Source organism: Streptomyces sp. NPDC058375, assembly GCF_042723425.1.
GTDB lineage: Bacteria > Actinomycetota > Actinomycetes > Streptomycetales > Streptomycetaceae > Streptomyces > Streptomyces durocortorensis.
In genome coordinates this window covers 1-20,930 of record NZ_JBHXJG010000081.1, presented here as the reverse complement: position 1 = coordinate 20,930, position 20,930 = coordinate 1, and the positions used below count along the sequence as shown (strand labels likewise).

The following is a 20,930-nucleotide window of genomic DNA, read 5'->3' as shown; positions in this document are numbered from 1 at the left end:
GACGAGTTCGTTTTCCGTGCCGGTACGTCCCGTATTTCGGCACCGCGTACGCACCCCGTACGCACCTCGTACAGGGACTCCTGCACGGCAACGTGGTTCGGCAACCTCCCACAGCAACCCCCCACACGAAATCCCCCCACGAAAGCAGGCATCTGTGAAGCTTCTGAGTGCGCTGAAAAGGTGTTCCGTCGCCATAGCGGCCGTCGCCCTCGCGACCGTCAGCCTCCAGCCCGCCTCCGCCGCCCCCCAGCCGATCGTCGGCGGGGAACGTGCCGAACAGGGCGAGTTCCCCTTCATGGTCCGGCTCTCCATGGGCTGCGGCGGCTCGCTCTACACCCAGGACATCGTCCTCACCGCCGCCCACTGCGTGGACGGCTCGGGCGACGACACCTCGATCAGCGTCACCGGCGGCGTCGCCGACCTCGAGTCGCCCGACGCCATCACGGTCAACTCCACCAAGGTCCTCCAGGCCCCCGGCTACAACGGCACCGGCAAGGACTGGGCGCTGATCAAGCTCGACAAGCCGATCGACCAGCCCACCCTGAAGATCGCCACCGACGCCACCTACGACGAGGGCACCTTCACCGTCGCGGGCTGGGGCGCCGACAAGGAAGGCGGCAGCCAGCAGCGCCACCTCCTCAAGGCCGACGTCCCGTTCGTCTCCGACGCCGACTGCCAGGGCGCCTACGGCGACCTCGTCGCCGACGAGGAGCTGTGCGCCGGCCTCCTCGACACCGGCGGCGTCGACAGCTGCCAGGGCGACTCCGGCGGCCCGATGTTCCGCAAGGACGACTCCGACGAGTGGGTCCAGGTCGGCATCGTCAGCTGGGGCCAGGGCTGCGCCCGCCCGAACTACCCGGGCGTCTACACCCAGGTCTCGCACTTCGCGGCCGATATCGCCTCCGCGGCCGACTCGCTCTGACCCGCTCGGAGCGACCTGCCGCTGATCACGGCTGAACCACCCCGGGGGTGCCCGCTCGAACGGGTGCCCCCGGGCCCAGTTCCACCCACGGCTCGCCTGCCTCCTCCAGCTCCAGCACCCACACCTCGTTGGCGCCCTCGCGGAGCACCGGGCCCGGCACGTACAGGATCCGCTGGGGGCCCGCCGACCAGTACCGGCCCAGGCAGAAGCCATTCACCCAGACGAACCCGCGCGTCCAGCCCGGCAGTTCGAGCCCCGCGTGACCGACGCCCGCCACGCCGGAAGCCCTCGAAGCCGACGAAGTGCCCGCGACGCCGCAAGCAGCCGCCGCGCCCGAAGCCCTCGAAGTGCCCGAAGCACCCGCCGCGCCGGGAACACCCGGAGCCCCCGAAGCACCCGCCGCGTCCGAAGCCGACGAAGCCCCCGCGACGCCGGTGACCCCCGCCGCGCCCTCGACCGTGAACGTCCCCCGGAAGAGGCCCGTCCGCCCCGCGTCACCGGCCCCGGCGGCGGCCTCCACCGGGCCGAACGGGACCGCCGCCATCGCGCCCGCCGCCTCGAAGGCGTCCAGCCGCAGCCCCCGGGCCCGTACCCCGTGCAGATACTGCCGCTCGTGCAGCACCCCGCCCGTGATCCCCTTCGGCTCGCCGAGCCTCGGCCCGTAGTTGACCCGGCCCAGCGACTCCACCCACAGCTCGACCTCGGCAGGACCCGCCACCGGCTCCGGCAGCGGCCCGGACTCCTCGGTCAGCACCCCGGCCCGCGCCCCGTCCACGTACACCACCGCCCGGCCCCGCAACCCCGAGGCCCCCAGCGGATACGCCTGGCGCGGCCCCGGCACCGCCACCCGGTAGCGCACCAGTCCCCGGTCGACGCCCAGCTCCTCGAACGTCGGCGGCACCCCCGACTCCGTCTCCGGATCGCCCAGCGCCTCCGTCACGTCCCCGAGCCCGGCCCACCCGTCCAGCTCCACCCGCACCGGTCCGGCGAGCCCCACCGGCTCCGGCGGCAGCGCGGGCAACGGCCCCCCGGCGTACCCCTCCAGGACCTTCCGGAACAGGTGGAACTTCTCCGTGGCCCGCCCGTACTCGTCGATGGGCGCGTCGTAGTCGTACGACGTCACCGTCGGCTGGAACTCCCCGTCCTGCAGGGGGCCACCGCGGTTCGCCCCCGCCCAGCCGCCGAAGTTCGTCCCGCCGTGCGCCATGTAGATGTTCACCGACGCCCCGCACTCCAGGATCTCCCGCAGCGCCCCGGCCGCCTGCTCCGCGTCCCGCAGCACCGGCTCGGCCCCCCAGTGGTCGAACCAGCCGCACCAGAACTCCATGCACATCAACGGGCCCTCGGGCTGATGCCGGCGCAGCACCTCGAAGCCCTCACGCGCCCCCGAACCGAAGTTCGCCGTCGCCAGCAGGCCCGGCACCGAACCACCGGTCAGCATGTGGTCCTCCGGGCCGTCCGACGTGAACAGGGGGACGCTGACCCCGCACTCCCGCAACAGTCCCGCCAGCCACTCCAGATACGCCGCGTCGCTGCCGTAACTCCCGTACTCGTTCTCCGCCTGGACGAGGATCACCGGACCGCCCCGCGACACCTGCCGCGCCACCACCTGCGGCAGCAACTCCCGGAACCACCGCTCCACCACCGCCCGGTACTCCGCGTCCCGGGTCCGCACCCGCCGCCCGAACCGGCCCGTCACCCACACCGGCAGGCCGCCGTTCTCCCACTCGGCGCAGATGTACGGGCCCGGCCGCACGATCGCCCACAGCCCCGCCCGCTCCACCGCGTCCAGGAACCGGCCGAGCGCCCTCACGTCCCGGACCTCGCCCTCCCGGGGCTCGTGCAGATTCCACGGTACGTACGTCTCCACGCAGTTCAGGCCCATCGCGGCGAGCATCCCTAGCCGGTGCTCCCACTGCCCCTCGTGCACCCGGAAGTAGTGCAGGGCACCCGACAGCAGCCGTACGGGCTTCCCGTCGAGCCGGAAGCCGTCGTCCCCCACGGTGAAGTCGGTCATCGTGCTCGTACGCTCCTGTGCTCCGCCGCACCCGGCGGCCCGGGGGTGAATTGGTCCGACCACCTTCACCTCTGGCGCGCACCGGGTCCATGGACAAAGATCGCTGCTGGTTGGACGCAACGCACCGCCCAGGGAGAGGAAGGCCGCGATGTACCACACCTGGATGCGCTTCTTCACCCCCAGCCCGCTCCACCACCGCCTGGGCCTCGTCTGCCTCGGCGTCGGACTCCAGCACGGCGCCCTGCCCACCGTCGGGCCCCGCACCCTCGACCACCACGTCGCCGTGATCGTCAACTCCGGCACCGGCTGGTTCAAGGGCCCCGACGGCCGCCGCACCCCCGTCACCGGCCCCAGCCTCATCTGGCTGACCCCCGGCACCCCCCACCACTACGGCGCCGACCCCGGCACCGGCTGGGACGAGAGCTTCGTCGACTTCACCGGCCCCGCCACCGCCACATACACCGAACTCGGCTACATCGAGCCCGACCGCCCCCTCGTCCCGCTCGCCGACACCGCCGCCCCCCGCGCCGCAGTCGGACGCATCGTGCGCGCCGCCCGGCGCGGAAACCCCCTCCTGGAGGCCGAGACCGGGGCCGCCGTCCACGAGCTCCTCGTCTCCCTGCGCCGCGCCCGCGCCGACATCGGCCCCGACGGCGACCCCGTGCTGCAGGCGCTCGCCCGCGACGCCTACCAGCCGCTCACCGTCGCCCAGCACGCCTCCCGGCACGGCATGACCCCCGCCGAACTGCGCACCGCCGTACGGCGCGGCGCAGGGTGCAGCCCCAAGGACTACCTGCTCGGCATCCGCCTGGGCCGGGCCAAGGAACTCCTCGCCGCCACCGACCTCCCGGTCGCCGCTGTGGCCCGCCGCGTCGGCTACGACGACCCCGCCTACTTCTCCCGGCTCTTCGCCCGCCGGGTGGGCACGGCCCCCGTCCGCTTCCGCGAACAGCAGGGCCGCAGCGTGCCCGGCGGCTGGAGCGACCGGGTGCCCGACCCCGACGACCCGCCGACGATCGGGCCCTGAGGGCGGACGTCTAAGCTCGCTGACCATGAGTACGAGCGAGATCGACGCGTCCGTCCGGGCCGAGCTGAACCGGCTGCGCGAGAGCATCGACAACATCGACGCCGCCGTCGTCCACATGCTGGCCGAACGCTTCAAGGCCACCCAGCAGGTCGGCCGCCTCAAGGCCGACCACAAGCTGCCGGCCGCCGACCCCGCCCGCGAGACCCGCCAGATCGCCCGGCTCCGGCAGCTGGCACAGAGCGCCAACCTGGACCCGGCGTTCGCCGAGAAGCTGCTGAACTTCATCATCGCCGAGGTGATCCGCCACCACGAGCGCATCGCCGACGAAGCGGAGAACGGCGAGGCGGAGAACGGCGGGGCGGCGGACGGCTGAGCACCGCGGAGAACGGCTGAGCGCCCTGGACCCCGCTACCGGGACGGCCGCCGGGTTCGTCCTACGGGTACGGCCCCTGGAACCCGCTACCGGCCCGCCCGCCGGAGCCCGGCCCGCCCCGCGAGCCACGCGCCGAGCAGCGCCCCCAGGACCGGCCCGAGCACGTACACCCACAGCCGCCCGGCGTCCCCGGCCAGCAGCGCCGGGCCGAACTGCCGCGCCGGGTTGGCCGATCCGCCGCTCAACGGCCCGAGCACCCCGATGACCAGGGCCGTCGCCAGCCCCACCGCGTACGGCAGCACCCGCCGCCCGCCCGGCGAGGCGAGCAGCACCCCGAGCATCAGCGTCGACCCCGCCAGGACCCCCGCCTCCGCCACCAGGACCGCCGCGTCGCCCCACGCCGGATCCGCCCGCACCGAGGCGTGGCGGACCGGCGGGCGCCCGACCGCCGGACCCCACACCAGCCCGGCGCACCACACCCCGAGCACCGAACCGGCCAGCTGCGCCACGGCGTACGGCACGACCTCGCGGCCCGGGAAGGCCCCCAGCCGCCACAGGGCGAGGGTGACGGCCGGGTTCAGGTGGCCGCCCGAGCACCGGCCGGGCGGGGACAGCATGAACAGGGCCAGCAGGGTTCCGACGACGCAGCCCAGCACGGCCGGACGGGCGGCCGGGGCCGGGCCCGGGCCGACGAGCCACCGCACGCTCGACACGATCAGAAACAGCAACAGCGCGGTCAGCGCCGCCTCGCAGACGGCCCGGGGCAGCACCGGACCGGGACGGGGACCGGGATCAGGACCTCGATCGGGACCGAGTCCGACGTCCGGCTCGGGATCGGGTCCGACGTCCGGCCCGGAACCGTGCGGGGGCTCCGGTGTTCGGGGACCGTTCGCGGAGGGCGGGATCTCCGGGCCGGGTCTCGGAACGACAGGTTCGGGCGCAGGAGTGAGCGTCATGAGGGACGTCCTCGGTACTCGGTGTGCCGCGCCGAGGAGATGGTAAGCGGCAACACCCCCCAGGGGGTATCCGCGGGCTCCGGAACCGCCCGTCCGCCCAGGGAGAACCCCACTGCGCCCGCCGTCCCCCGTACGGCAGCATGGGGCCATGTCCGTACTGACGCGCGACGAAGCGCAGACCCGAGCCCAGATCCTCGACGTGGAGCGGTACACGATCGCCCTCGACCTCACCACCGGCGAGGAGACCTTCGACTCCACCACCGCCATCCGGTTCACCGCCCGCACGGCCGGAGACACCTTCGTCGAGGTCAAGCCCGCCACCCTGCGCTCGATCAGCCTCGACGGACAGCCCCTGGACCCCGCCCTCCTCGACGGCAACCGCTACCCCCTCACCGGACTCACCGCCGGCCCCCACGAACTGCGCGTCGACGCCGCGATGCACTACTCCCGCACCGGCGAGGGCATGCACCGCTTCACCGACCCCACCGACGGCGAGACGTACCTCTACACCCAGCTGTTCATGGAGGACGTCCAGCGCGTCTTCGCCGCCTTCGACCAGCCCGACCTCAAGTCCGTCTTCGCCATCGACGTCACCGCCCCCGAAGGCTGGACCGTCCTTGGCAACGGCGTCGCCGAACGCACGGGGGAGGGGCGCTGGACCATCGCCCCCACCCCCCTCATCTCCACCTACCTCGTCGCCGTCGCCGCAGGGCCCTGGCACTCGATCACCACCGAGCACGCCGGACTGCCCTTCGGCATCCACTGCCGCCGCTCCCTCGCCCCCTACCTGGACGCCGACGCCGACGAGATCCTCGACATCACCCGCGCCTGCTACGACCGCTACCACGAGAAGTTCGACGAGCCCTACCCGTTCGACTCCTACGACCAGGCCTTCGTCCCCGAGTTCAACGCGGGCGCCATGGAGAACCCCGGACTCGTCACCTTCCGCGACGAGTTCGTCTACCGCTCCGCCGTCACCGACACCGAGCGCCAGACCCGCGCCATGGTCATCGCCCACGAGATGGCCCACATGTGGTTCGGCGACCTCGTCACGCTGACCTGGTGGGACGACATCTGGCTGAACGAGTCCTTCGCCGAGTACATGGGCTACCAGACCCTCACCGAAGCCACCCGATTCACCGACACCTGGGTCGACTTCGGCGTCGCCCGCAAGGGCTGGGGGTACGACGCCGACCAGCGCCCCTCCACCCACCCCGTCGCCCCCGACCCGGACGCCGTCCCCGACACCGCGTCCGCTCTCCTCAACTTCGACGGCATCAGCTACGCCAAGGGCGCCTCCGCGCTCCGCCAACTCGTCGCCTGGCTCGGCGAGAAGGACTTCCTGGCCGGGATCAACACCCACTTCGCCCGGCACAAGTTCGGCAACGCCACCCTCGCCGACTTCATCGACAACCTGGCCTCCGCCACCGACCGCGACGTCCACGCCTGGGCCGAACAGTGGCTGCGCACCACCGGCATCGACACCCTCACCGCCGAGATCGGCGCCCCCGCGCCCACCGAACCGGCCGGACCCCCGGCCAACGGCAACGGACAGTCCTGGGCCCTCACCGTCACCCGCGACGGCTCCCGCCCCCACCGCATCACCGTCGGCGCCTACGACCACGCCCTCAACACCCAGGCAGGCCCCGGACACCTCGCCCTGCGCGACCGCTTCGAGACCGACGTACCCGGCGACGGGACACCCACCATCCGCCCCGGCCGCCGCCCCGCCCTCGTCGTCCTCAACGACGGCGACCTCACCTACGCCAAGATCCGCCTGGACACCGCCTCCTGGGACACCGTCCTGACCGGCCTCTCCGGCATCCCGGACGCCCTCACCCGGGCCGTCCTCTGGAACACCGCCCGCGACATGGTCCGCGACGGCGACCTGCACCCCGCCACCTACCTCGCGACCGCCCGCACCCACCTCCCGTACGAGAGCGACCTCGCCCTCGTCCAGGGCGTCCTCACCTTCGCCGCCGGACAGATCGCCGACCGCTACGTCGCCCCCGAGGACCGCCCCGCAGCCCTCGCCACCCTCGCCGACCTCTGCCGCGACCTCATCCGCCGCACCGAGGACGGCTCGCAGCCGGGCCTGCGCCTCATCGCCGTACGCCACTTCATCGACGCCGCCACCCAGCCGGACACGCTCCGCAGCTGGCTCGACGAAGGCACCGTCCACGGCGGCCCCGAACTCGACCCCGAACTGCGCTGGCGCATCCTCACCCGGCTCGCCGTCCTCGGCGCCACCGACGAGACCACCATCGCCGCCGCACTCGAAGCCGACCCCAGCGCCACCGGCCGCGAAGGCGCCGCCCGCTGCCGCGCCGCCCTGCCCACCCCCGAGGCCAAGGCCGCCGCCTGGGACGCCCTGTTCACCGACGACACCCTGTCCAACTACCTCTTCACCGCCACCGCCCAGGGCTTCTGGCAGCCCGGACAGGAAGAGCTGACCGGCGCATACGTGTCCCGCTTCTACCCGGACGCCATCGCGCTCGCCGCCCGCAGGGGCCCCGCCATCGCCGAGGCCGCCGGACGATACGCCTTCCCCGCATACGCCATCGACGCCGACAGCCTCGCCACCGGCACCCGCGCCCTGGACGACCCCGCCCTCATCCCCGCCCTGCGCCGCAAGCTCGTCGACCAGCTCGACGACCTCCGCCGCGCCCTCGCCGTACGGACGTCGGCCACCGGCTGAGCTGCTACGGGGTGTCCTGACGGCCCGGGCGGGCATCGTCCGGGCCGTCGTCCACCGACCGCAGATCGGCCAGCAGCTCCGCCTGGCCCGCCAGCACCCCCGTCAGGATCGTCCGCGCCACCCGCAGCAGCTCCGCCACGCCCGGATCGGCCAGCGTGTAGTGGACGGCCGACCCCTCCCGCCGTGCCGTCACCAGACCGGACCGGCGCAACACCGCCAGCTGCTGCGAGAGATGGGCGGCCTCGACCCCCACCTCGTTCAGCATCTCCGAGACCGCGTGTTCGCGTTCACTGAGCAGTTCGAGCACCCGGATCCGGACCGGGTGCCCCAGCGTCTTGAAGAACTCCGCCTTCAACCGGTACAGCGGCGTGCTCACCTGCGGCACCCCGTTCCGTACGACGGAAGCCCGCCGCACCACTGCTGACCTGAACTCTTCTCCATGGGTTCATCCTCGCGCCTCCGCACTCCGGCGTGCACCCGAGGGTCACCGCAGGCCGCGCCGCAGCGGCAGCGTGACCCAGATGCTCTTGCCGCCCTCGTCGGCATCGCCCCGCACCAGCGCGCTGCCGCCCAGAGAGTGGGTCAGCTCCATCACGGTCGCCAGCCCCCGCCCCGGAGCTATCCCTGCGGACGCGAACAGCGCCGGGCGGTACGGATGACGGTCGTGCACGCCGAACGCGAACGTGTCAGGACCACCCGCGAACACCACCGTCACCTGCGGCGACAGCACCGCCGCATGCCGCACGCTGTTGGCCACCAGCTCGCTGAGGATCAGCAGCGCCGGACCACGGCACGGCTCCCGCGCCGCCACCCCCCACTGCTCCAGCACCTGCTCGGTGGTCTCCCGGGCGACGCGCACGGCCTGCCCCGTCGTGGGCAGCGTCAGCACATGCCGGTACGGCAACGGATCGGGCGGCGTGAGCATCGCGCGGGCTCCCTGTCAGGGCGGAACGACCCGTACAGCATGTAGTGAATTGCATAAATCTGCAATTCACTCATTGAGCAGGCGGGCTGCCCACGCACACCGGTCCGGGAGTTGCCCCCGCACACCGGTCCCGAAATCGCACACCCATACCACCCCCGCCCGCCCCGCCCCGGCCACACCGGCCGCCAGTACCCCTTTCGAGTTCAGATCGTTGGGCTCTTCGGCCGCGCCACCCGAAACCCGGGACAAGCTGGCATGCCCACCCCCGCGCACCCGAAGGACCACCCCACCCATGCCCACCCCGCCCCTCGCCGGAGGCACCGCAGGCCCCGCCGCACTGCGCCCCCTCCTCGACACCGTCCTCGCCGCACTCCACGACGGCGCGGCCCTCCGCGGCGGCCCCCTCCCCGCCGGCGGACCCGACACCGTCACCCCCCGCACCCGCACCGCCACCCACCCCCTCATCCCCGACCACGGCACCGGCCCCCACCACGCCCTGCGCGCCCTCCTCACCGCCCTCGCCCAAGGCGCCGCCGACCCCGCCCACCCCCACTGCGCCGCCCACCTCCACACCCCGCCCCTCGCCCTCGCGGCAGCAGCCGACCTCGCCGCCAGCGCCCTCAACCCCTCCATGGACTCCTGGGACCAGGCCCCCGCCGCCTCCGCCCTCGAAGCCGACCTCACCAGCGCCCTCGCCGCCGAGATCTACCCAGGCACCCCCTCACCCGACGCCGTCATCACCACCGGCGGCACCGAGGCCAACCAACTCGCCCTGCTCCTCGCCCGCGAACGCCACGGCCCCGTCCAGACCGTCTGCGGCGCCAACGCCCACCACAGCATCGCCCGCGCCGCCTGGCTCCTCGGCCTCCCCGAACCCGTCGTCGTCCCCGCCCCCACCGGCACCCTCGACCTCGCCGCCCTCGACGACGCCCTCACCGAACTCCACCGCCCCCTCCTCGTCGTCGCCACCGCCGGCACCACCGACACCGGCGAGATCGACCCCCTCGACGCCATCGCCGACCTCTGCACCACCCACGACGCCGAACTCCACATCGACGCCGCCTACGGAGGACCCCTCCTCCTCAGCCCCACCCACCGCACCCTCCTCCACGGCCTCGACCGCGCCCACAGCGTCACCCTCGACCTCCACAAACTCGGCTGGCAACCCGCATCCGCCGGCCTCCTCGCCGTACCCGAACACCACCACCTCACCCCCCTCCACCACCACGCCCCCTACCTCAACGCCGACGACGACACCGAAGCCGGCCTCCCCGACCTCCTCGGCCGCTCCCTGCGCACCACCCGCCGCCCCGACGCCCTCAAGATCGCCGTCACCCTCCAGGCCCTCGGCCGCACCGGACTCGCCGACCTCATCGACCGCACCATCGCCACCGCCCACCACCTCGCCGACCTCATCACCAAAACCCCCACCCTCGACCTCTACGACCGCCCCACCATCAGCACCGTCCTCTTCCGCCCCACCGGCGCCGACGACCACACCGTCGCCACCGTCCGCCGCACCCTCCTCCAACGCGGCCACGCCGTCCTCGGCCGCGCCCACGCCGAAGGCCGCCTCTGGCTCAAGGCGACCCTCCTCAACCCCCACACCACCCCCGACGACCTCCAGGCACTCCTGAACCTCGTCACCGGCACCACCACCGACCTCCTCACCGGCCCACCGGCCGACCACCTCACCCACTCCACCCCCCACCCCACGGAAGGCGACACCCCGCGATGACCGACCGGCCCGCCCACGAACCCGACCAGCCACACGACCTCGTAGGCATCGGCATCGGCCCCTTCAACCTCTCCCTCGCAGCCCTCGCCCACAACATCCCCGCCACCCCCGGCGACCCCCGCCCCCTCGCCGCGACCTTCTACGAACAACGCCCCGCCTTCCACTGGCACCCCGGCCTCCTACTCGACGGCGCCAGCCTCCAAGTCCCCTTCCTCGCCGACCTCGTCACCCTCGCCGACCCCGCCAGCCCCTGGAGCTTCCTCAACTACCTCCGCACCCGCGACCGCCTCTTCCCCTTCTACTTCGCCGAGCGCTTCCACATCCAACGCGCCGAATACGACGCCTACTGCCGCTGGGTCAGCGAACAACTCCCCGGACTCCACTTCGGCCACCAGGTCGACGCCGTCCGCTGGAACACCGACCGCGCCCTCTTCGAAGTCGACTTCACCCAACTCGACCGCGACGGCGAAGCCGAAGCCCTCGGCCGCGCCTACGCCCGCCACATCGCCCTCGGCATCGGCACCGAACCCTTCGTCCCCGAACCCCTCAAACCCCTCGCCGAAGCCGAAACCGTCCCCGTACTCCACTCCGCCGACTACCTCCGCCACCGCGAACAGCTCCTCGCCGCCGACCACATCACCGTCATCGGATCCGGCCAGTCCGGCGCCGAGGTCTTCCTCGACCTCCTGCGCGCCCGCCCCGAAGGCGCCGAGAACCTCCACTGGCTCGCCCGCACCCAGGCCTTCGCCCCCATGGAATATTCCAAGCTCGGCCTGGAGCACTTCACCCCCGACTACAGCCGCTACTTCCACGCGCTCCCCGAATCCGCCCGCGACGAACTCGTCCCCCGCCAATGGCAGCTCCACAAAGGCATCGACGCCGACACCATCGCCGCCATCCACGACGAGCTCTACCGCCGCACCCTCCACGGCGGCTGGCCCGACGCCACCCTCACCCCCGGCGTCCACGTCCGCACCGCAGGCCGCCTCGCCAACACCCGCGTCGAACTCCACCTCGAACACACCCAGCAAGGCACCCGCACCCGCCTCACCACCGACGCCGTCATCCTCGCCACCGGCTACCGCGAACGCCCCCTCGACGCCCTCCTCGGCGGCCTCGCCCCCTACCTCAGCCGCGACGCCTCCCACCGCCCCCGCATCGACGACCAGTACCGCCTCGTCCTCGACCCCACCGTCACCGGACACGTCTACGTACAGAACGCCGAACGCCACACCCACGGAGTCGGCGCCCCCGACCTCGGCCTCGCCGCCTGGCGCAGCGCCACCATCCTCAACAACCTCACCGGCGCCAACCCCTACCCCCTCCCCGAACGCACCGCCTTCACCACCTTCGGCCTCACCCCCCACCCCCCGGGCATCCCCGCCCAGACCCCCGCCCTCGTCCCCCTGAGCCAGACCCTCTAGGGCCTCTCGTTTGGATCAGGTCGGGCTCGCGGGGTCCGGCACGCGCATCTGCGGCGTTGTCGTCAATCACCAACGCTCCGCGTTGACTCCATCCTCCGCCTTGCAGCTGCACGCACCGGACCCCGCTCCCTGATCCGACCTGATCCAAACGAAAGGCCCTACCCCAGGGACAGCGAACGGCCCGGGCCCCCACAGAAGGAGACCCGGGCCGAACGAACAGCTCACGCACGAAACAGAGTTACGGGAACACCGGCGTCCCCTCACGCGTCAGCCGCCACCCCACCGAAGCGAACGAAGCCGGATCCACCGACCCCTTCTCCCGCACCCACCCGATGATCGTGTTCCGGATCTCCTCCGAATTCGCCCACAGCTGCTGCGCCCCCGCCACATGCGGGAAGTTCCCCCCACCGCTCGCCCGGTAGTTGTTCACCGCGAACACGAACCGCGCCGCCGGATCGATCGCCTTCCCCTCGAACGACAACCCCACGACCCGCGAACCCGCCGGCTTCGCGATGTCGATCTCGTACGTCACGCCCGACACCGCGTCGTAGTTGTAGTCCGGAATCCCGTCCGCGTTCGTCAGCTTCGCCGTGTCGACCGGACCGCCCGCCGGCGTCCGCACGTAATACCGCGCCGAATACTCCAGGTAATCCTTCAGCTGGGCGCCCGTGATCAGCCGCGCCTCCAACGTGTTCTCGAACGGATACAGCCCCGCCGCGTCCTTGATCGTCACATCACCGGCCGGAATCCCCGCCGTCCGCGAGAAACACGACGCCTGCGACAGCACCGGCAACGCCGCATGCTCCCCGCCCGCCAGCGCCGCCTTCACCGTCTCCGTCTGCACCTGGTTGATCAGATCGATGATCGGCTCGTCCTTCCACGGCGCGTCCGCCGTCGACATCGCCACCACCGACGTACCGATCACCTGGTTGACGTACTCCACCACCTTCCGGTGCTCGCGCCGCAACAGCGACGTCACCTTCCGGTCCTCCGCCACCGTGTTGGAGTTCAGCACCCGGGAGCCGGCCCTCTCCACCGTCCAGCGGCCCTTCTCCCACACCAGATCGAAGTCGAACAACGTCAGCCGCTGCCCCCACTTCGCCGGCTCCGACAGCACGACCTGCTTCCCGGTCTCCTTGTTCGTCACGAAGTGCTCGGCGATCTCCACATGCGCGTGCCCCACCAGAATCGCGTCGATCCCCGGCACCTGCTCCGCCACCAGAGCCGCCGCGTTCTCCACATACGGCAACTGATCACCCCACGACGACGTCCCCGAAGAACCAGAATGCGCCGACACGATCACCACGTCCGCACCCATCGACCGCAGCTTCGGCACCCACTTCGCCGCCTGCTCCTCCAACCCCGGGAACACCATCTTCCCGCCCACATTCGCCTTGTCCCAGATCGCGATGCCGGGATTCGTCAGCCCCAGCACCGCCACCCGCACATCACGCCCGCACGGCGTGTGCATCCGCTTCATGACGTACGGGGCGAACGCCGGCCGCAACGTCTTCGCGTCCAGCGCATTCGCCCCCAGCAGCGGGAAATCGCACTGCTCCTCGAATTTCCGCAGCACCGGAATCCCGTAATTGAACTCATGGTTCCCGAGCGCCGCCGCGTCATAACCGATCGCGTTCATCGCCCGCGCCATCGGATGCACCGGACCACGCCGGGTCGTGATCGGATCGACCTTCGCGTAGTAGTACGACAACTGCGTGCCCTGGATCGTGTCACCCGCGTCGATCAACAGCGTGTTCCGCCGCCCCTTCTCCCGGCGCACCCGATCCACCAGCGTCGAGATCTTCGCCAGACCGACATCGTTGTGCGCGGAGTCGTCGTACTCCTTGTCCGTGAAGTAATCCCAGTTGAAGACGTTCCCGTGCAGGTCCGTCGTGCCCATCACCGTGAACGAATACCGCTTCGGAGGCCGTCCATGACCATGCCCGTGGCCCTGCCCCGTGGCCTGCGCCGCACCGGCCGAGCCCACGACCGCCCCGCCCGCCATCGTCACACCCGCACCGGCGGCAGCCGAACGGCCCAGAAACGTCCTACGGTTCAACGGCATCTCTTCACTCCTCGTTCAGTAGGGCAACGCGCGTAGATTCTGGCCCAGCAGCCACTACGCACAACACCCCACGCAGGTTTCGATCTGATGACCACGCGACACGCACCACGACACACCACCACCCGTGCCACAGTGAACACATGACCGAAACCCCCACCCCCGCACCCCACCCCGCCCACGGCACCCCCACCGCCCCCCGCGTCACCGTCCGCGGCGAAGCCCACCTCGAAGTCGACCCCGAAATCGCCCGCATCACCGTCACCCTCACCGCCCGCAACACCGACCGCCGCACCACCCTCGACGACCTCACCCACCGCAACACCACCACCCTCGACCTCATCAAGACCTACGGCGACACCGTCGAAAAACTCGAAACCGGCACCCTCACCGTCCGCCCCGAACTCGCCCGACACGGCCGCGGCGAACGCATCCGCGCCTACCACGGCAGCATCCAACTCACCACCACCCTCAACGACTTCACCACCCTCGGCGAACTCGTCACCCGCCTCGCCGACAACGACCTCACCCGCGTCGACGGCCCCTACTGGGCCCTGCGCCCCACCTCCCCCCACCACGCCGCCGCCCGCCGCCAAGCCGTACAGGAAGCCCTCCAACGCGCCCGCGAGTACGCCGAAGCCCTCGACACCCGCATCGGCGCCCTCCTCGAACTCAGCGACACCGGCACCGTCGGCGGAGCCACCTTCGCCACCGCCTCCTACGGCGCCGCCGGGGTCTTCCGCTCCGCCCGCGCGGAAAGCGCAGCCGAAGCGGCCCCCATCGACCTCGAACCCGTACGCCAGAACGTCGACGCCCAGGTCGAAGCGGCCTTCACCCTCATCCCGCCGAACCTCGGATAAACGCTCATCAGAGCACCCCGCCGCACAATTCAACACTTGTCAATAACCCTTCATGCAAAGGTTGTTGAGGTGTCACACAGAGCCAAATACCTACCCGTAGGTAAGGTTTAGGCTCGATGTATGCGCCGAGCGAAAATCGTTTGTACCCTAGGACCCGCAACCGACTCATACGACCAGATCAAAGCCCTGGTCGAAGCGGGAATGGACATCGCCCGCCTCAACCTCAGCCACGGCAGCTACGCCGAACACGAAGAGCGCTACCACCACGTGCGCAAGGCGTCCGAGGAAGTCGGCCGCAGCGTCGGCATCCTCGCCGACCTTCAAGGCCCGAAGATCCGCCTCGGACGCTTCCGCGAAGGCCCCGTACTCCTTGAACGCGGCGACACCTTCACCATCACCGTCGAACCCCTCGAAGACCAAGGCACCGGCGACATCTGCGGCACCACCTACGACGGACTCGCCGCCGACGTCACCACCGGCGAACGCATCCTCGTCGACGACGGCCGCGTCACCCTCGAAGTCACCGGCGTCGACGGCCCCCGCGTCCACACCACCGTCATCGAAGGCGGCATGGTCTCCGACAACAAGGGACTCAACCTCCCCGGCGTCGCCGTCTCCGTCCCCGCCCTCTCCGAGAAGGACATCGACGACCTCCGCTGGGCCCTGCGCACCGGCGCCGACGTCATCGCCCTCTCCTTCGTCCGCACCGGACGCGACATCGACGACGTCCACCGCATCATGGACGAAGAAGGCCGCCGCCTCCCCGTCATCGCCAAGGTCGAAAAACCCCAGGCCGTCGACAACATCGACGACATCGTCGCCGCCTTCGACGGCATCATGGTCGCCCGCGGCGACCTCGGCGTCGAAATGCCCCTGGAACAGGTCCCGATCGTCCAGAAGCGCGCCGTCAAACTCGCCAAGCGCAACGCCAAACCGGTCATCGTCGCCACCCAGATGCTCGACTCGATGATCGACAACTCCCGCCCCACCCGCGCCGAAGCCTCCGACGTCGCCAACGCCATCATCGACGGCACCGACGCGGTGATGCTCTCCGGCGAGACCAGCGTCGGCAAATACCCCATCGAGACCGTGCGCACCATGTCCCGCATCGTCGAAGCCGCCGAGGAAGACCTCCTCGCCAAGGGCCTCCCGCCCCTCACCGAACGCAACAAGCCCCGCACCCAGGGCGGCGCGGTCGCCCGGGCCGCCGCCGAGATGGGCGACTTCCTCGGCGCCAAGTTCCTCGTCGCCTTCACCCAGAGCGGCGACACGGTCAAGCGCCTCTCCCGCTACCGCTCACCCATCCCGCTCCTCGCCTTCACCCCCGACGAGGCCACCCGCGCCCAGCTCAACCTCACCTGGGGCGTCGAGACCTTCCTCGGCCCGAAGGTCGACTCCACGGACGCGATGGTGGCCCAGGTCGACGAGGAGCTGCTGCGCATCGGCCGCTGCAAGAAGGGCGACGTGGTCGTCATCACCGCCGGCTCCCCGCCCGGCGTGGCCGGCTCCACGAACCTGGTCCGCGTCCACCACATCGGCGAGGACGACAGCCCGAAGTAGGGCGGCTCAGTATTTCGGCCCGACGTGCGCATCCATGAGGGCTACGGATGCCCGTCGGGCTACGGAGATGTTGTAGGGCTTGCCCGCGCGTGTGCAGTGCGTCCATACGATGCCGAGCGCGTCGAGGGTGTCGGTGTAGAGGCGGCGGATGTCGTCGGAGACGTTGGTGAACCAGTAGCGGGGATACTCGTAGCGTTGCGTTCACCGCCGACCACGCGAGTCGTCCAGTTGGTGAGCCGACAGCCGTCGGAGTGGATGAGGCCTCGGACGAGCTGCCAGGGATGGGCGTCGACGATCTTCTGCTGCCAGGGCTCCAGGACGATCTCGCGCTCGTGCTTCCTGCCCGGACCGTGCTGCGGGAAGTAGCAGACGAGGTGCTTCGAGTACACCTTGATGTTGTGGCAGCCGGTCCTGCGGACCCGGCACGTGGCGTTCTGCGGGAAGACCTTGCGTAACGCGGCCTCCGCCTCGTCCTGGATGCCTGGCCAGTCATCGTCCAGCGTGATCATCAGGCTGGGTGCTCGGTGCGCGGAGTAGTGACTGATGTGGCCGTCGCCCAGGTAGAGCCCGAGCAGGTAGGCGTAGGCCGGCTCGGCGAGTGCCGTGCCGTCGCATCGGTGGCAGGACGGGGTGTGCGCCCCGGGGCACTCGCCACGTCGGGAGCGATCCATGTGGAGCCAGTACGAGACCGTGCCGCGAGGCACGTTCAGTCTGCGGGCCACTTCGGCGTTCCGGGTGCCGCTCCGGAGGAGGGTGAGAGCCTGTTGGCGCACTTCTGTGCTGTGTGCGTTCATTCGTCCACTCTTGGTGGAGAGGGGCGACCCTGGGCAGCAAAAAGCGGATGTTCACGCGAAAGTGAACATCCGCTCTGCGAGGCGGTACCGGGTATGGGATTCGAACCCACATGTCCTTTCGGACAGAGGTGTTTGAGACCTCCGCGTCAACCAATTGCGCCAACCCGGCGTGGTAACCGATCAGCAGTGTACCTGGTGACAGAAGGCGGCAGCAGGTAGGTAGGCTGCTTCGCAGCAGCGCCTGCCCTGAATCAAGGAGCCCCGTGACCACCCCCGAGTCGCCCCAGCCCGTAGACGCCGTCGACGACGACAAGTCGCACGTCCCGCCGCTGACGACCCGCGTCGTCATCGCCGAGGACGAGGCCCTCATCCGCCTCGACCTCAAGGAGATGCTGGAGGAGGAGGGCTACTCCGTCGTCGGTGAGGCGGGCGACGGGCAGCAGGCGGTCGAGCTGGCCCGGGAGCACAAGCCGGACCTCGTCATCCTGGACGTGAAGATGCCGGTCCTCGACGGGATCTCCGCCGCCGAGAAGATCGCCGAGGAGTCCATCGCGCCCGTCCTGATGCTCACCGCGTTCTCTCAGCGCGACCTCGTCGAGCGGGCCCGGGACGCCGGGGCCATGGCGTACCTCGTGAAGCCGTTCAGCAAGAGCGACGTCGTCCCCGCCATTGAGATGGCCGTCTCCCGGTTCGCCGAGCTGAAGGCGCTGGAGAGCGAGATCGCCGACCTGTCCCAGCGCCTGGAGACACGGAAGCTGGTGGACCGGGCGAAGAGCATCCTGCAGACGGATTACGGGCTCTCCGAGCCGGCCGCGTTCCGGTGGATCCAGAAGACGTCGATGGACCGCCGGATGTCGATGCAGCAGCTGGCGGAGGCGCTGATCGAGGACGCCGAGGAGAAGAAGAAGTCGGCCGAGTAGCCGCGTACACGTCGTACACGTCGTACACGTACGTAACGAGAGAGGCCCGCGCCCGGGCGAACCGGGTGCGGGCCTCTTCCGTACGGCAGGGGTGTCAGTCCTCGCCGAGGTACGCCTTGCGGACCGACTCGTCGTGGAGGAGGTCCGAGCCCGCGCCGGAGAGGACGATCTTGCCGACCTCCATGACGTGACCCTGGTCCGCGAGGGACAGGGCGGCCTGGGCGTTCTGCTCGACGAGCAGGATCGTGGTGCCCGCCGCCTTGAGCTCGACGATGGTCTCCATGATCTTCTGCATCATGATCGGGGAGAGTCCCATGGAGGGCTCGTCGAGCATGAGCAGCTTGGGCTGGGACATCATGGCCCGTCCCATGGCGAGCATCTGCTGCTCACCGCCCGAGAGGGTGCCGGCGGCCTGCTTCCGTCGTTCCCCGAGGATGGGGAAGAGGTCGTAGGCGCGCTGGACGTCCTTCTCGATGCCTGCCTTGTCGTTGCGGAGGTAGGCGCCGAGGAGGAGGTTCTCGGTGATCGTCAGCCGGGGGAAGATGTGGCGACCCTCGGGGGAGTGGGCGATGCCCAGGGAGACGATCTTGTGGGCCGGGATGTTGGCCAGCGGCTTGCCCTCGAAGAGGATGCGGCCGCCGAGCGGCTTGAGCAGTCCGGAGAGGGTGCGCAGGGTGGTGGTCTTGCCCGCGCCGTTGGTGCCGATGAGGGTGACGACCTGGCCGGCGTCGACGGTGAAGGAGATGCCCTTGACCGCTTCGATCTTGCCGTAGGCGACCCGGAGGTCTTCGACCTCTAGCAGTGCGGTCATCGGGTGCCCTCCTCATCGGTGCTGGGGGTGTCGGGCGTGGTGTCGTCGGCCGGCGTGGTGGTGTCGGCCGGCGTGGTGCCGGTCGTCTTCGCGGGTGCCGCCTTGGCGGGGGCCGTGGCTCCGGCGTGGGCTTCGGCGGCTTCCACCTCGGCGACCTCGTCGGCGCCGGGGGCGCCTTCGAAGGGGGTGCCGAGGTAGGCGGCGACGACGCGTTCGTCGGCCTGGACGTCGCCGGGGGTGCCCTCGACGAGCTTCTCGCCCTGGACGAGGCAGGCGACCCGGTCGCAGAGGTTGAAGATGAACCGCATGTCGTGCTCGATGACGAGGACGGCGATGCCCTGGTCCCGGATGGCGAAGATGAGTTCTTCGGTGACGCGGGTTTCCTGGGGGTTCATGCCTGCGGTGGGCTCGTCCAGGAGGAGGAGTCCGGGGTCGCTGGCCAGGGCGCGGGCGATTTCCAGCTTGCGCTGGTCTCCGTAGGGGAGGTTGCGCGCGAGGTGGTCGGCCTTGTCCTGGAGTCCGATGAACTCCAGGAGTTCCATGGCGCGTTCGCGGCTGGCGTCTTCTGCCTTGTGGAAGCCGGGGAGGCGCAGGAGGGCCGACCAGAGGCCTTCCTTGGTCCGGGTGTGGCGTCCGACGAGGACGTTTTCCAGGACGGTCATGTTGGCGAAGAGCCGGATGTTCTGGAAGGTGCGGGCGATGCCGGCCTTGGTGACGAGGTGGGGCTTGGGCGGCAGGACGGTGCCCTTGTAGCTGACCTTGCCCTCGGTGGGGATGTAGAGGCCGGTGAGGCAGTTGAAGAAGGTGGTCTTGCCGGCTCCGTTGGGGCCGATGAGACCGACGATCTCGCCGCTGTTGACGGTGAGGTCGACGTTGCGGACGGCGGTGAGGCCGCCGAATCGCATGGTGACGCCGTTGGCGTCGAGGACCGTGGTGGTGGTCGGGGTGGTGGTTTCGGTGGTCATGTGATCACGCCCCCGCCTTCGTGGTGCCGGCGGTTGTCCGGGTGAGTGGGGCGTCCTCGGCTGGGACGTCGAGTTGGCCGGTCTCGTGGAATTCGAGCTGCTTCCTGCGGTCGGCGACGAGGCCTTCGGGGCGGAAGCGCATGAGCAGGATCAGCGCGATGCCGAAGAGGAAGAGCTGGTAGTCCTGCATGAACTGGAGCTTGGCCGGGATGAGGTAGAGCAGGGCCGCGCCGACGAGGGGTCCGCTGAGGGTTCCCATGCCGCCGAGGATGACGGCGGCGAGGAGGAAGGCGGAGTTCGGGGGTACGGAGCCGGCGAACTGGTACTGCTCGGGCGTCACGGTGTAGGAGACGTGGGCCTGGACGGTACCGGCGAGTCCGGCGAGGGTGGCGCCGAGGGCGAAGGCGAGCAGTTTGAGCCGGAAGGCGTTGATGCCCATGGCGGTGGCTGCGGTCTCGTCCTCGCGGATGGCGACCCAGGCGCGGCCGATGCGGGATTCTCCGGAGCGTCGGAAGACCAGGACGACGACGGCGGTGAAGACGAGCATCAGCAGGTAGTAGTTGGCGGACCTGCCGAGGGTGAATCCGGCGATGTCGTGGCTGATGCCGAAGTCGAAGCCGAAGAGGTTGAGGTCGGGGATGCTGGGGATGCCCTGGGAGCCGTTGGTGAGGTCGGGGCCGCTGACGCCGTTGAGGGCGTTGACGGTGAGCCGGAAGATCTCTCCGAAGCCGAGGGTGACGATGGCGAGGTAGTCGCCGCGGAGCCGCAGGGTCGGGGCGCCGATGACGACGCCGAAGACGAGTGATGCGGCGGCGCCGGTGAGGACGGCGGCCCAGAAGGGGAACTGGACGCCGACGGGGGAGAGCGGGGAGCCGGAG

General features: G+C 70.6%; 17 protein-coding genes, 1 tRNA gene and 1 pseudogene. 9 read left to right on the top strand and 10 right to left on the bottom strand.

Annotated features, from left to right (window positions below; genetic code table 11):
• Positions 1 to 154: 154 nt before the first annotated feature.
• Positions 155 to 922: a S1 family peptidase gene (locus ACFWM7_RS15865; protein ID WP_383260648.1), complete on the top strand. Its 768-nt coding sequence runs from the start codon at positions 155 to 157 to the stop codon at positions 920 to 922.
• Between the two features lie 25 nt (positions 923 to 947).
• Here the strand turns inward: ACFWM7_RS15865 and ACFWM7_RS15860 are convergent, their stop codons facing one another.
• Complete coding sequence (locus ACFWM7_RS15860) at positions 948 to 2,939, bottom strand: beta-galactosidase family protein (protein WP_383260647.1); 1,992 nt, start codon at positions 2,937 to 2,939, stop codon at positions 948 to 950.
• A gap of 148 nt (positions 2,940 to 3,087) precedes the next feature.
• On the opposite strand from ACFWM7_RS15860, the gene ACFWM7_RS15855 reads away from it, so the two are divergent.
• Positions 3,088 to 3,966 (top strand): AraC family transcriptional regulator, encoded by an 879-nt coding sequence (locus tag ACFWM7_RS15855; protein WP_383260644.1) that lies wholly within the window; start codon positions 3,088 to 3,090, stop codon positions 3,964 to 3,966.
• Positions 3,967 to 3,991: 25 nt separating this feature from the next.
• On the top strand, positions 3,992 to 4,339 hold the full coding sequence (locus ACFWM7_RS15850; protein ID WP_383260641.1) for a chorismate mutase: 348 nt from the start codon (positions 3,992 to 3,994) through the stop codon (positions 4,337 to 4,339).
• An 86-nt stretch (positions 4,340 to 4,425) separates the two neighbouring features.
• Here ACFWM7_RS15850 and ACFWM7_RS15845 read toward each other — a convergent pair whose 3' ends face one another.
• Entirely contained in the window at positions 4,426 to 5,109 is a 684-nt protein-coding gene (locus ACFWM7_RS15845) for an MIP/aquaporin family protein (protein ID WP_383260637.1), read from the bottom strand.
• A gap of 334 nt (positions 5,110 to 5,443) precedes the next feature.
• Here ACFWM7_RS15845 and pepN point away from each other — a divergent pair, with 334 nt between their 5' ends.
• Positions 5,444 to 7,993 carry an aminopeptidase N gene (gene pepN, locus ACFWM7_RS15840; protein ID WP_383260634.1) on the top strand — a complete coding sequence of 850 codons (2,550 nt, stop codon included), beginning with the start codon at positions 5,444 to 5,446 and terminating at the stop codon, positions 7,991 to 7,993.
• 4 nt (positions 7,994 to 7,997) lie between these two features.
• Here pepN and ACFWM7_RS15835 read toward each other — a convergent pair whose 3' ends face one another.
• Positions 7,998 to 8,369 (bottom strand): ArsR/SmtB family transcription factor, encoded by a 372-nt coding sequence (locus tag ACFWM7_RS15835; protein WP_383260632.1) that lies wholly within the window; start codon positions 8,367 to 8,369, stop codon positions 7,998 to 8,000.
• Positions 8,370 to 8,477: 108 nt separating this feature from the next.
• Entirely contained in the window at positions 8,478 to 8,918 is a 441-nt protein-coding gene (locus tag ACFWM7_RS15830; protein ID WP_383260629.1) for an ATP-binding protein, read from the bottom strand.
• Positions 8,919 to 9,210: 292 nt separating this feature from the next.
• Here ACFWM7_RS15830 and ACFWM7_RS15825 point away from each other — a divergent pair, with 292 nt between their 5' ends.
• The gene (locus ACFWM7_RS15825; protein WP_383260627.1) at positions 9,211 to 10,656 is read left to right on the top strand and encodes a pyridoxal phosphate-dependent decarboxylase family protein; all 1,446 of its coding nucleotides are present in this window, start codon (positions 9,211 to 9,213) and stop codon (positions 10,654 to 10,656) included.
• Positions 10,653 to 12,080 carry a lysine N(6)-hydroxylase/L-ornithine N(5)-oxygenase family protein gene (locus ACFWM7_RS15820; protein ID WP_383260625.1) on the top strand — a complete coding sequence of 476 codons (1,428 nt, stop codon included), beginning with the start codon at positions 10,653 to 10,655 and terminating at the stop codon, positions 12,078 to 12,080. Before ACFWM7_RS15825 ends, ACFWM7_RS15820 begins: the two co-directional genes overlap by 4 nt.
• Positions 12,081 to 12,318: 238 nt before the next feature.
• Here ACFWM7_RS15820 and ACFWM7_RS15815 read toward each other — a convergent pair whose 3' ends face one another.
• Positions 12,319 to 14,145 carry a bifunctional metallophosphatase/5'-nucleotidase gene (locus tag ACFWM7_RS15815; RefSeq protein WP_383260622.1) on the bottom strand — a complete coding sequence of 609 codons (1,827 nt, stop codon included), beginning with the start codon at positions 14,143 to 14,145 and terminating at the stop codon, positions 12,319 to 12,321.
• Between the two features lie 140 nt (positions 14,146 to 14,285).
• Between ACFWM7_RS15815 and ACFWM7_RS15810 the strand changes: the two genes are divergently transcribed.
• Together ACFWM7_RS15810 and pyk are read left to right on the top strand one after the other, a co-directional pair.
• Positions 14,286 to 15,002, top strand: coding sequence for an SIMPL domain-containing protein (locus ACFWM7_RS15810; RefSeq protein WP_383260620.1), 717 nt, complete (start codon positions 14,286 to 14,288; stop codon positions 15,000 to 15,002).
• A gap of 120 nt (positions 15,003 to 15,122) precedes the next feature.
• Positions 15,123 to 16,562, top strand: a complete 1,440-nt coding sequence (gene pyk / locus ACFWM7_RS15805) for a pyruvate kinase (RefSeq protein ID WP_383260619.1) — start codon at positions 15,123 to 15,125, stop codon at positions 16,560 to 16,562.
• Between the two features lie 6 nt (positions 16,563 to 16,568).
• On the opposite strand, the pseudogene ACFWM7_RS15800 reads toward pyk, so the two are convergent.
• Together ACFWM7_RS15800 and ACFWM7_RS15795 are read right to left on the bottom strand one after the other, a co-directional pair.
• A pseudogene (locus ACFWM7_RS15800) lies at positions 16,569 to 17,356 on the bottom strand (helix-turn-helix domain-containing protein).
• An 85-nt stretch (positions 17,357 to 17,441) separates the two neighbouring features.
• Positions 17,442 to 17,525: transfer RNA gene (locus tag ACFWM7_RS15795), tRNA-Leu, on the bottom strand.
• 94 nt (positions 17,526 to 17,619) lie between these two features.
• Here ACFWM7_RS15795 and ACFWM7_RS15790 point away from each other — a divergent pair.
• A complete protein-coding gene (locus ACFWM7_RS15790) occupies positions 17,620 to 18,276 on the top strand; it encodes an ANTAR domain-containing response regulator (RefSeq protein ID WP_003969810.1) in 657 nt (218 codons plus the stop codon).
• 94 nt (positions 18,277 to 18,370) lie between these two features.
• Here the strand turns inward: ACFWM7_RS15790 and ACFWM7_RS15785 are convergent, their stop codons facing one another.
• The 3 genes from ACFWM7_RS15785 to ACFWM7_RS15775 all read right to left on the bottom strand — a co-directional run.
• A complete protein-coding gene (locus tag ACFWM7_RS15785; protein ID WP_383260614.1) occupies positions 18,371 to 19,087 on the bottom strand; it encodes an ABC transporter ATP-binding protein in 717 nt (238 codons plus the stop codon).
• Complete coding sequence (locus tag ACFWM7_RS15780; protein WP_383260610.1) at positions 19,084 to 20,052, bottom strand: ABC transporter ATP-binding protein; 969 nt, start codon at positions 20,050 to 20,052, stop codon at positions 19,084 to 19,086. Before ACFWM7_RS15780 ends, ACFWM7_RS15785 begins: the two co-directional genes overlap by 4 nt.
• A 4-nt stretch (positions 20,053 to 20,056) precedes the next feature.
• Positions 20,057 to 20,930: branched-chain amino acid ABC transporter permease (locus tag ACFWM7_RS15775; RefSeq protein WP_383260606.1), on the bottom strand; the 874-nt coding region annotated here is incomplete at its 5' end.

Bases quoted from the DNA above. Each gene is read 5' to 3' on its own strand.
- ACFWM7_RS15860 (WP_383260647.1), bottom strand. From the start codon at position 2,939: ATGACCGACTTCACCGTGGGGGACGACGGCTTCCGGCTCGACGGGAAG.
- ACFWM7_RS15825 (WP_383260627.1), top strand. From the start codon at position 9,211: ATGCCCACCCCGCCCCTCGCCGGAGGCACCGCAGGCCCCGCCGCACTG.
- ACFWM7_RS15850 (WP_383260641.1), top strand. From the start codon at position 3,992: ATGAGTACGAGCGAGATCGACGCGTCCGTCCGGGCCGAGCTGAACCGG.
- ACFWM7_RS15855 (WP_383260644.1), top strand. From the start codon at position 3,088: ATGTACCACACCTGGATGCGCTTCTTCACCCCCAGCCCGCTCCACCAC.
- ACFWM7_RS15810 (WP_383260620.1), top strand. From the start codon at position 14,286: ATGACCGAAACCCCCACCCCCGCACCCCACCCCGCCCACGGCACCCCC.
- ACFWM7_RS15830 (WP_383260629.1), bottom strand. From the start codon at position 8,918: ATGCTCACGCCGCCCGATCCGTTGCCGTACCGGCATGTGCTGACGCTG.
- ACFWM7_RS15780 (WP_383260610.1), bottom strand. From the start codon at position 20,052: ATGACCACCGAAACCACCACCCCGACCACCACCACGGTCCTCGACGCC.
- ACFWM7_RS15815 (WP_383260622.1), bottom strand. From the start codon at position 14,145: ATGCCGTTGAACCGTAGGACGTTTCTGGGCCGTTCGGCTGCCGCCGGT.
- ACFWM7_RS15785 (WP_383260614.1), bottom strand. From the start codon at position 19,087: ATGACCGCACTGCTAGAGGTCGAAGACCTCCGGGTCGCCTACGGCAAG.
- pyk (WP_383260619.1), top strand. From the start codon at position 15,123: ATGCGCCGAGCGAAAATCGTTTGTACCCTAGGACCCGCAACCGACTCA.
- pepN (WP_383260634.1), top strand. From the start codon at position 5,444: ATGTCCGTACTGACGCGCGACGAAGCGCAGACCCGAGCCCAGATCCTC.
- ACFWM7_RS15820 (WP_383260625.1), top strand. From the start codon at position 10,653: ATGACCGACCGGCCCGCCCACGAACCCGACCAGCCACACGACCTCGTA.